The following is a 7,243-nucleotide window of genomic DNA, read 5'->3' on the forward strand; positions in this document are numbered from 1 at the left end:
CCGGTCCGAAGACCGGGGGCCCGCACGTCGTCCGAGACTCAGCCGGCGAGCATCGTCTCGATCGGCCCCCGCACGAAATAGAGCGCGAAGCCCGCCGCGACGATCCACATCAGCCAGTGCACCTTGCGAGCGCGTCCGGAGAGCGCGTTCACGAGCGCCCAGGAGACGAAGCCGACGCCGATGCCGTTCGCGATCGAGTACGTCAGCGGCATCGTCACGATCGTGAGGAACGCCGGGAGGGCGACCGCGAAGTTCGTGAACTTGATCTCCTTGACCTGCGCCATCATCATCGCGCCGACGACCACCAGGGCGGCCGAGCCGACCTCGATCGGCACGACGAGGGTCAGCGGCGTGAAGAACATCGAGAGCAGGAACAGCACGCCGACCACGACCGAGGCGAGACCCGTGCGGGCGCCTTCACCGATGCCGGATGCGCTGTCGACGTACACCGTGTTCGACGAGGTCGACGTCGCGCCTCCCGCCACTGCGCCGAGACCCTCGACCACGAAGGCCGAACGCAGCCGCGGGAACGTGCCGTCCTTGTACGCGAGGCCCGCGTTCTTCGCCAGGCCCGTCATGGTGCCCATCGCGTCGAAGAAGTTCGAGAACACGAGGGTGAAGACGAGCATCGTCGCCGACAGCGCGCCGATCCGGCTGAACGATCCGAACAGGTCGAACTGGCCGATCAGGCCGAAGTCCGGGATGGTCACCAGCGCGGTCGGGATCTCCGGGATGGTCATGTGCCAGCCGCCGGGGCTCTCGAAGGCCGGGCCGAGCTTGAAGATGGCCTGCGCGATGATCGCGATGACGGTCGCGACGACGATCCCGATCAGGATGCCGCCCGGCACGCGCCGCGCGACCAGGACGCCGATCAGCACCAGGCCGATCACGAAGATGAGCGTCGGGATCGAGGTGATGGAGCCCGCGTCACCCAGCTGCACCGGAGGGCCGCCGGCCGTGCGGCTGACGAAGCCGGAGTCCACGAAGCCGATGAAGGCGATGAACAGGCCGATGCCGACCGTGATCGCGGCCTTCAGCGGCGCCGGGACGGCGTTGAAGATCGCGGTCCGGATGCCGGTGGCGCCGAAGAGCACGATCAGGAGGCCGTTGATCACCACGAGCCCCATGGCCTCCGGCCAGGTGACCTGACCGACGACGGACACGGCGAGGAACGAGTTGATGCCGAGTCCCGCGGCGAGCGCGAACGGCAGCCGGGCGACCAGCCCGAACATGATGGTCATCACGCCGGCGGTGAGGCCGGTCGCGGCGCTCAGCTGCGCGCCGGAGAGCGTGTTGCCGAGGACGTCGGGCGCTCCGCCGAGGATCAGCGGATTGAGGATCACGATGTACGCCATCGTGACGAACGTGACGATGCCGCCGCGGATCTCCCTGGCGAAGGTCGAGCCGCGCCGGGTGATCTCGAAGAAGCGGTCGAGCGCGTTCTTGGGCTCGGCGTCGACGGTCGTCGTGGCGCCGGTGGGAAGGGGCGGGAATTCGGGACGACGGGTGGTGTCGTCAGCGTGGGGGTCGCCCACAGGGGTCGTTGAAGTCATCTTCTGCTCCATTGCAGTCGGATCGGGTGTCAGTCGAGGATCAGTAGTCGATGCGGGCGGCGTTGTGCTGCCACTCGGCGAAGGGGGCGACCCGCTGCTCGGGGTCGAGTCGCTCCTGAGCGACCGGCATCATCCGGCGGTCCTCGGGGCCGCCCTCGAAGTAGCGGTAGAAGACGGCGTCGTCGAAGCCGGCATCCGCCGCGTCGTCCCGGTCGGCCGCGAAGTACACCCTGTCGACGCGCGCCCACAGCGACGTCGCGAGGCACATCGGGCAGGGCTCGCAGCTCGAGTAGAGCACGGCGCCGCTCAGGTCGAAGGTGCCGAGGCCCTGACAGGCGGCGCGGATCGCGGTGACCTCGGCGTGGGCCGAGGGGTCGAGGTTCGCCGTGACCCGGTTCACCCCTTCGAAAACCTGGCCGTCGGGGGCGACCACGATCGCCCCGAAAGGACCGCCGGCGTTTCGGACGTTGTCCGTCGCGAGGGCTACGGCGCGGGCGAGATACTCGGCGGGAGTCGGTGTCACCGTCGGATCGGATTCGGGCACACTGATGCTGTTCATGCGGAGAGCTTCCTTGCTTTCGTCGCAGTGATACGGCTTATCGGGTCGGGCCCCTCTTCGGGCCGTTCCGCGAGATATACGTCGAACCGCTAGGTTTGCTTCTTCTTGCCGTGGGTCGTTGTCGACCGTGGCCGGATACGACTGTAACAGCGAAGCACGCGCACGTCTACGTCAGCGTGAAATTCTGTTTCCACATTGTGGTATACCGAGTTCGAATCCGGCGGCGATTCAAGCCGCGGGAGCATCCGCCTCCGCACAGGAGAAGCGCGATCGATACGCGGTGGGCGTCGTGCCCAGCACACGCGAGAAGTTCTGCCGGAGCACCGCAGCCGACCCGAACCCGCACTCGTCGGCGATCTGCTCGAGGGGCAGGTCGGTGCGCTCCAGCATCCGCTGCGCATGGATGATCCGCTGTCGTGCGAGCCATGCGGCCGGCGTCGCGCCGTACTCGGCCTTGAACCGCCTGGCGAAGGTCCGCGGCGACATCAGCGCGCGGGACGCGAGGCGATCGACCCCGAGGTCGTCGCGCAGATGCTCGACGGCCCAGTCCGCGACGGCCGCGAGCGAGTCGCTGGGGATGACGGGGATCGGCCGGTCGATGAACTGCGCCTGTCCGCCGTCACGCTGAGGGGGCACCACCATGCGCCGGGCGATGCGGTTGGTGAGCTCGGCGCCGATCTCCTGGCGGAGCAGGTGCAGGCACGCGTCGATGCCGGCCGCCGTGCCGGCGCTGGTGATGATCCGCTCGTCCTGCACGAACAGCACATCGGCGTCGATCTCGATCTGCGGATACATCGCGGCCATGACGTCGGAGTACATCCAGTGCGTCGTCGCCCTGCGTCCGTCGAGCACGCCGGCGGCGGCGAGAATGAAGGAGCCGCTGCAGACGCTCATGACCCAGGCGCCGCGGGCGACCGCGTCGCGAGCGACGTCGAGGAGGAGCGGATCGATGCGGTCCCAGTACGTGCGAGGAAGCGGGCAGAAGACCACGAGATCGGCCTCGTAGGCGAAGGAGAGGTCGTGCTCGACGTTGACCGAGAAGCCCATCTTCGACTCGATCGCGCCGGGGTGCGGCGCGACGACGCGGAAATCGAAATTCGGCACCCCGGAGTCCGCGCGGTCGAGGCCGAACGCCTCGCAGGCGACTCCGAACTCGAATGGGGCGAAGCCGTCCTGGATGATGCAGGCGACCGTCTTCATGCGCGCTCCCTGTCTGGGTTGCTGAGCCTGTCGAAGCATGGCAGTTTTCGTACGCTCATAGTCTTTTCTGCCACTCGTGGCGGTTAGACATCGAACGTAGCGTTTCTGCCATGATACTCGTCATCGCACTCATCGCCCTCAGCATCTGGGGAATCGTCGCCACGGTCATCGAGCTGCGCCGCGACGGCTATCGCCCCGTGTCCACCGACTGGAGCCGGGTCGCCGGCCACGAGACCCGGTGAGAACGCTCTGCCTGGGGCTACGCTCGACAGCATGAGCGAGCCGCAGCAGCCTCCTGTTCCGCCGTACGCCCAGCCGCAGGGCCAGCCGCAGGGTCAGTTCCAGGGCCAGACCCCGCCGATCGCGCCCCAGCCTCCGGCGGCTCAGCCCTACGGCGCCCCGCAGGGATACCCGGCCGCCCCGTCCTATCCGGCATCCGGCCAGCCCTATCCGGCTGCTCAGCCGTACCCGGCCGCGCCCGCAGGCGGCGCGAACGGAATGGGACGCGCGGCCTTCATCGTCGCGCTGATCACTCTCGCCGTGACACTGCTCATGTCCCTCGCGACGCCGTTCGTCTACCGCGCCGTGGACTTCACGCCGGCGATCTTCGAGCTCTACAACGGCGTTATCAACCTGATCGGGTTCGCCGGATCCGTCGTCGCGCTGGTCCTCGGGCTGATCGCGATCCGCCGCCCCGGCTCGCACCTGCTGCCGGGAATCGCGATCGGGATCGCGGGATCCAGCATCCTCGGCACCGTCTTCAACCTGGTCTCGGCGACGCTGTTCTCCTTCATCTGAACCGCAGCGACCGCATGCACGGGCGTCAGCGCGCGAGCACCCGCTGATAGACCGCGATCATCGCCGCGGTGCGCGACGACTGCCGGAACGCCTCGGCGACCTCGTACGAGGGTGCGGGCGCTGTCCCGTTCGCGATGTCGGATGCCGCCAGCCGGAGCGTCTCGCTCAGGGCGCTGATGCGCTGCGCCTCCGAGCCCTCGGCGCCGGGGACCGCCCACAGTCCGCCGCCGAGCTCGGCCGCGATGTCGGGGTCGCTGATCACGGAGGGCGTGCCGAGGGTCGCGGCCTCGAACGGCGTCATCCCCTGCGTCTCGAATCCGATCGACGTCTGCACGAGGGCATCCGCTGCGGCGATCCGGGCGAGCGTCTGCGGGTACGTGAGGCGGCCCGCGAAGCGCACGTGCGGGAGGGCGGCGACGATCTTCTCGGCCGCCGCGCGCTGGCCGCCGCCGCCGATGATCTCGAGATCCGCGTCGACCCCGGAGGCGACGAACGCCTCGAGGAACGGGAGCAGCCGCTTCTCCGGGCTCATCCGGCCGAGCCAGACGAAGCGGGGCCGGCCTGGTACGCGGAGGTCGGGAGCCGCCGCGAGGGTGGCGGCGCGCAGGTCGTCGTCGATGCCGTTCCAGATCACGTCGACCGGCGAGAAGACGTCGTGCTCCTCGAGGCGGCGCGCGAAGTGCGTCGACGGTGCGGTGACGGCCGCGGCACCGGCCGCGAGGCCCCGCAGGAACGCCCAGCCGTCGCGCCCTGGCACCGGCTGCTCGCCTGCCCCGCGCAGCGCACGGCGGCGCCAGGCGTTGAGGAACGCGAGCACCGGTCGGTGCAGCGGCGTGACGGCCGCGATGCCGACGTCGACGCGGTTGTGCATGGTGTGCACGACCGGGATGCCGTGGCGCGACGCGTAGCGGTGGCCGATGAAGGCACCCCAGAAGTCCGCCTGCACGTGCACGAGGTCGACCGGCGGACGGTGCGTCATGGCCGCGTCGAGGAAGCGGTCGGCGGCGCGGCCGGGCCAGCTCATCGAGTACTCCCGATCCACCGTGATCGGCATCGACGGGAGGTCGACAGAGGCGGGGCCGGATGCCGAGGCACGGGGTCCGTGCATCCTGGGCGCGACCACCGTCACCGTGTGGCCGGCGCGCTCGAGGAACTCGCGCTGCAGGCGCATCGACACCTGCGCACCGCCGAGCGAGTCGAGGTGCTGATCCCCGAAGAAGACGATGTGCATGCTGTCGGCCCCTACGCGGGGAGCGGCTCGTCGCGGTACAGCGCCTCGAACGTGTCGAGCGTGCGGTTGATGTCGTGGATCGCGACGCCGTCGAGCGAGGCGCGCTGCATGCGCTCGAACTCGGCAGGGGATGCCGTCAGGACGTCGGTCAGGCGCGCCGCGAGCGCATCGACGTTCCCCGGCTCGAACAGGTGGCCGTTCTCGCCGTCATGCACGAGGTGCGGGAGGGCGACGGCATCCGCTGCGACGATCGGGAGGGCCGAGGCCATCGCCTCCATCGTCGCGATCGACTGCAGCTCTGCGATCGAGGCGATCGCGAACACCGAGGCGCGCGAGAGCAGTGCGCGCAGCTCCTCGTCGGTGGTGCGCCCGTGGAAGGCCACCCGGTCCTCGATCCCGAGCTGACGGGTGAGGTGCTCGAGCTGCTTGCGCTGGTCGCCGCCGCCGACGATGTCGAATGTGGCGTCCAGCGCAGGGTCGAGCTTCGTCATCGCCTTGAGGATGACCTCGACCTGCTTCTCGGCGGTGAGGCGCCCGACGAAGATGATCCGGTTCGTCTCGCGCGGGGCGATCACGGGCGTGTACTGGGTGCGGTCGATGCCGCAGCTCACCGGGATGACGCCCTGCACGGCGACCGTGCGCTCGAGGAAATCGGCGGCCCTGCGCGTGGGGGTGGTGATGGCGCGGGTCATGTCGAACGTGCGCTTCGCATCGGCCCAGGCGTACGTGAGCACCATGTTGTCGACGAAGTCGGGGAAGATCGAGTGGTCGAGGATGTTCTCCGCCATCACGTGGTTGGTCGCGATGACCGGGATGCCGCGCTCGTGCGCGATGTGCGCGAGGCCGCGTCCGATGATGATGTGCGACTGGATGTGGACGACGTCCGGCTGCACCTGGTCGAGGATCTGGCGGGCGTAGTGCTTCGTGCGCCATGGCCACACGAAGCGGATCCAGTCGTGCGCGACCCAGCGGATCGAAGGCAGGCGGTGCAGTGTCATCCGCTCGCCCTCGATGACCTCGGTGCGCGGCTTCGCTCGACGGTAGGCCTGGTTCGGGGCGACGATGTGCACCTCGTGCCCGCGCTGGACGAGGCCGGCAGCCAGGCGCTCCGCGAAGCGGGCGGCTCCGTTGATGTCGGGAGCGAACGTGTCGCATCCGAGCAGGATGCGCAGGGGCCGCGGACCTGCCGCCTGGTCCGCGGTGGCGGATGCGGCGGCGGGCGTGCGCGACTGATCGTTCGGGTCGTCGGAGGAGGTCACAGAGAAGCTGCCTTAAGGTACAACGGCCACGGGAGGCCCTTTCGGGCGCTGGCAACTCTACCCGAGGGGTCTGCGCGGGCAGCCCAGGCATACCGGCATCCCTCAGGGTCTGGCCCTACGTTGGGGGGATGCGACTGACTGCCGACGCCGACCCGCGGCTCTGGATCCCCGTGACGGACTCGCTGGGCTGGAAGGGCCGACGACACCGCAAGGCGGCGATCCGGATGCTGCTGGGGCAGGCGAACACGGCCTTCGGCGCGGCCGAGCGCCCAGGGTCGAAGCTCGGCGCGTGGGCGATGAGCCAGGCGGCACCGCTGCTCATGAAGCGCGCCGACGGGCGCGTGCTGGCGTGGACCTGGAAGAGCGACCCGGAGCTCGTGGTGGCGATGGCGACGGCGCAGACCCTGACCCCCGATGTGCGGATCGCGCGCGCGTCGATGCCGATGGACTACGACGACACCGAGTCGTTCTCCAGCCGCTGGCTGGGCAGGGGCGAACGGCTCCTGGTTCCGATGCCGCCGTCTCCCGCCGCTCCCCCGTTCGCGACCTACACCTGGGACACCGGGACGCACCTGGTCACCCTCACCGCGGTCTGCAGCGAGCGCGAGCGCTTCGGCACGCTGATCGGCTCGCTGGACGACCT

The 7,243-nt window shown here is 69.4% G+C and carries 8 protein-coding genes; 3 read left to right on the plus strand and 5 right to left on the minus strand.

Annotated features, from left to right (window positions below; translation table 11 throughout):
• Window positions 1–38: 38 nt before the first annotated feature.
• The 3 genes from IPV10_RS14995 to IPV10_RS15005 all read right to left on the minus strand — a co-directional run bounded on the left by IPV10_RS14995 (window position 39) and on the right by IPV10_RS15005 (window position 3,312).
• Entirely contained in the window at window positions 39–1,553 is a 1,515-nt protein-coding gene (locus tag IPV10_RS14995; RefSeq protein WP_207485163.1) for an NCS2 family permease, read from the minus strand.
• 40 nt (window positions 1,554–1,593) lie between these two features.
• A complete protein-coding gene (locus IPV10_RS15000; RefSeq protein ID WP_207485165.1) occupies window positions 1,594–2,112 on the minus strand; it encodes a nucleoside deaminase in 519 nt (172 codons plus the stop codon).
• 228 nt (window positions 2,113–2,340) lie between these two features.
• Window positions 2,341–3,312 (minus strand): GlxA family transcriptional regulator, encoded by a 972-nt coding sequence (locus IPV10_RS15005; RefSeq protein WP_207485167.1) that lies wholly within the window; start codon window positions 3,310–3,312, stop codon window positions 2,341–2,343.
• Between the two features lie 110 nt (window positions 3,313–3,422).
• On the opposite strand from IPV10_RS15005, the gene IPV10_RS17235 reads away from it, so the two are divergent.
• On the plus strand, window positions 3,423–3,554 hold the full coding sequence (locus IPV10_RS17235; RefSeq protein ID WP_278249356.1) for a hypothetical protein: 132 nt from the start codon (window positions 3,423–3,425) through the stop codon (window positions 3,552–3,554).
• A 31-nt stretch (window positions 3,555–3,585) separates the two neighbouring features.
• Window positions 3,586–4,110 carry a hypothetical protein gene (locus tag IPV10_RS15010; protein ID WP_207485169.1) on the plus strand — a complete coding sequence of 175 codons (525 nt, stop codon included), beginning with the start codon at window positions 3,586–3,588 and terminating at the stop codon, window positions 4,108–4,110.
• A 25-nt stretch (window positions 4,111–4,135) separates the two neighbouring features.
• On the opposite strand, the gene IPV10_RS15015 is transcribed toward IPV10_RS15010, so the two are convergent.
• Both IPV10_RS15015 and IPV10_RS15020 read right to left on the minus strand, forming a co-directional pair.
• Window positions 4,136–5,341, minus strand: a complete 1,206-nt coding sequence (locus IPV10_RS15015; protein ID WP_207485171.1) for a glycosyltransferase family 4 protein — start codon at window positions 5,339–5,341, stop codon at window positions 4,136–4,138.
• 11 nt (window positions 5,342–5,352) lie between these two features.
• Window positions 5,353–6,600, minus strand: a complete 1,248-nt coding sequence (locus IPV10_RS15020) for a glycosyltransferase (RefSeq protein WP_207485173.1) — start codon at window positions 6,598–6,600, stop codon at window positions 5,353–5,355.
• A gap of 128 nt (window positions 6,601–6,728) precedes the next feature.
• On the opposite strand from IPV10_RS15020, the gene IPV10_RS15025 reads away from it, so the two are divergent.
• A partial coding sequence (locus IPV10_RS15025) for a hypothetical protein (protein ID WP_207485175.1) occupies window positions 6,729–7,243 on the plus strand: 515 nt, incomplete at its 3' end.

It is taken from the genome of Microbacterium sp. SD291 (assembly GCF_017355365.1).
GTDB lineage: Bacteria > Actinomycetota > Actinomycetes > Actinomycetales > Microbacteriaceae > Microbacterium.

Coding starts and splice junctions, on each gene's coding strand:
- IPV10_RS14995 (WP_207485163.1), bottom strand. CDS start 1,553: ATGACTTCAACGACCCCTGTGGGCGACCCCCACGCTGACGACACCACC.
- IPV10_RS15010 (WP_207485169.1), top strand. CDS start 3,586: ATGAGCGAGCCGCAGCAGCCTCCTGTTCCGCCGTACGCCCAGCCGCAG.
- IPV10_RS15005 (WP_207485167.1), bottom strand. CDS start 3,312: ATGAAGACGGTCGCCTGCATCATCCAGGACGGCTTCGCCCCATTCGAG.
- IPV10_RS17235 (WP_278249356.1), top strand. CDS start 3,423: ATGATACTCGTCATCGCACTCATCGCCCTCAGCATCTGGGGAATCGTC.
- IPV10_RS15015 (WP_207485171.1), bottom strand. CDS start 5,341: ATGCACATCGTCTTCTTCGGGGATCAGCACCTCGACTCGCTCGGCGGT.
- IPV10_RS15000 (WP_207485165.1), bottom strand. CDS start 2,112: ATGAACAGCATCAGTGTGCCCGAATCCGATCCGACGGTGACACCGACT.